Source organism: Gluconobacter sp. OJB (assembly GCF_039638275.1).
Taxonomy (GTDB): domain Bacteria; phylum Pseudomonadota; class Alphaproteobacteria; order Acetobacterales; family Acetobacteraceae; genus Gluconobacter; species Gluconobacter cerevisiae.
The window spans coordinates 2,817,501-2,819,765 of the sequence record NZ_JBDIWH010000001.1 but is presented as its reverse complement, the minus strand read 5'-3'; the positions used below and the strand labels follow the sequence as shown (position 1 = coordinate 2,819,765).

Below are 2,265 nucleotides of genomic sequence, written 5' to 3'. Positions count from 1 at the left end.
CGGATCACATAAACGATCCCGCTCAAAACACGCCGGTCATCCACACGGGGCACTCCATGCGGCAGAGGAAAAAACGGCTCAATCCGCTCCATCTGGCGTTCAGACAGCAAAAATACGTCACTCACAGCCTTACCTCCATCGGTAAGCCTGTGAATCACAACGTCTCGCTCAGTTCAATAAATTAATAGGTCCTGAGCCTAGCGCGTCGAGCAGAATATGTTCAGGTTTAATGCGAGTGCCCACTTCATTATCACAGAAAATGCAAAGCACCTTGTCTTGTAATAACCTCTGCCGAATCATTATTAGCTCCAGTTACCCGTTGTGACGCGATAATTACGCCAGCGCCAACGTCACGGACGATTACAGCTTTTTCTGCCTTCAAAAGAACTGTTCGCGTCGGTGTGTGTAGTGAGCGGCAACAATATCGCACTATAGAGAGAAATCGGTCATGCTTAACAAACTGAGTATGTTTTATACACGTACACTCAATTAAACGTTTAGCTCCTAATTATTCCGTAACCAAATACCGGATTCCGGCAAGTTTCTGGGACGGCCTCGAACAGGTTCAATATCTTAGCGAGCGTCGTCCATTTGAGTGTCCGGTTTACCGATAGCCTTATCAAAAGCAGACCTTCCGTTCCCCCCCCATTACCGTCATCTCGAGATAGCATTGTCTCAGGAGTTTCTGCATGCCCGAGGACAGTGTCCCCTCCCCGCTCTTTCTCCTGCGCGCGATTATGCCCCGGCATGTCGGAGCACGCCTGCGTACAGGACAGTTGGTTGCGGGTATCAGGCACCCCGATTTGAACCTACTGGTACCAAGTCATTGAAATAATGGGGAGTTTGATAGGGGTGTGGTGTTGGACGCAACAAAAAACCCCGCCAAGTCAGGGACTTAGCGGGGTTTTGAGGGTGTTTTTGGTTGCGGGGGCAGGATTTGAACCTGCGGCCTTCAGGTTATGAGCCTGACGAGCTACCGGGCTGCTCCACCCCGCGGTGGTGTGATTGATGTTGGTTTTTTGGGTTATGTGAGTGGGCTGGGGGACCTGGCGGCGACCGACTTTTCCGCACCTTAAGGTGCAGTATCATAGGCGCTGAGGGATTTCACGGCCGAGTTCGGGATGGGATCGGGTGTAGGGCCCTCGCAATGGCCACCAGGTCTTCCAGCCCACCCTGTCTTTTGAGAGAGGGTGGAGGTTGGTGCGGTGTGAAGAGAGTGTGGCTGATTTCTGTGCATGTGTTTTGATGTGAGAAGTATGAGCGATTAGGACCGGTTAGCTGCATGCATTACTGCACTTTCACACCCGGCCTATCAACGTGATGGTCTTTCACGGCTCTATGAGACCTAGTTTTGAGGTGGGTTTCCCGCTTAGATGCTTTCAGCGGTTATCCCGTCCATACTTAGCTACCCGGCTGTGCCACTGGCGTGACAACCGGTGCACCAGAGGTATGTTCATCCCGGTCCTCTCGTACTAGGGACAAATCCTCTCAAGTCTCTTACACCCACGGCAGATAGGGACCGAACTGTCTCACGACGTTCTAAACCCAGCTCACGTACCACTTTAATCGGCGAACAGCCGAACCCTTGGGACCTGCTCCAGCCCCAGGATGTGATGAGCCGACATCGAGGTGCCAAACCTCCCCGTCGATGTGGACTCTTGGGGGAGATCAGCCTGTTATCCCTAGAGTACCTTTTATCCGTTGAGCGATGGCCCGTCCACGTGGGACCACCGGATCACTATGGCCGACTTTCGTCTCTGATCGAGCTGTCACTCTCACAGTCAGGCGGGCTTATGCCATTGCACTCGACAGCCGGTTTCCGACCGGCCTGAGCCCACCATCGCGCGCCTCCGTTACACTTTGGGAGGCGACCGCCCCAGTCAAACTGCCCACCATGCAGGGTCCCGGACCAGGCTTACTGGTCTCGGTTAGACATCAGAAAAATTCAGGGTCGTATTTCAAGGATGGCTCCACCTGAGCTGGCGCCCGGGCTTCAAAGCCTCCGACCTATCCTACACAGAATGTCTCTGATGCCACTGCAAAGCTGCAGTAAAGGTTCATAGGGTCTTTCCGTCTGACCGCGGGTACCCCGCATCTTCACGGGGAATTCAATTTCGCTGAGTCGATGCTGGAGACAGTGGGGAAGTCGTTACGCCATTCGTGCAGGTCGGAACTTACCCGACAAGGAATTTCGCTACCTTAGGACCGTTATAGTTACGGCCGCCGTTTACCGGGGCTTCAATTCAGTGCTTGCACACCTCCTCT

General features: G+C 53.5%; 1 tRNA gene, 2 rRNA genes and 1 pseudogene (1 of these 4 cut by a window edge). All 4 read right to left on the bottom strand.

Annotated elements, in window-relative coordinates:
- A pseudogene (locus ABDK74_RS13170) lies at positions 1–125 on the bottom strand (IS5/IS1182 family transposase); the annotation flags it as partial.
- A 794-nt stretch (positions 126–919) separates the two neighbouring features.
- Positions 920–996: transfer RNA gene (locus tag ABDK74_RS13165), tRNA-Met, on the bottom strand.
- Positions 997–1,044: 48 nt separating this feature from the next.
- Positions 1,045–1,159, bottom strand: a 5S ribosomal RNA gene (gene rrf, locus ABDK74_RS13160).
- 85 nt (positions 1,160–1,244) lie between these two features.
- Positions 1,245–2,265: ribosomal RNA gene (locus ABDK74_RS13155) — 23S ribosomal RNA — on the bottom strand (it continues 1,716 nt past the right edge of the window).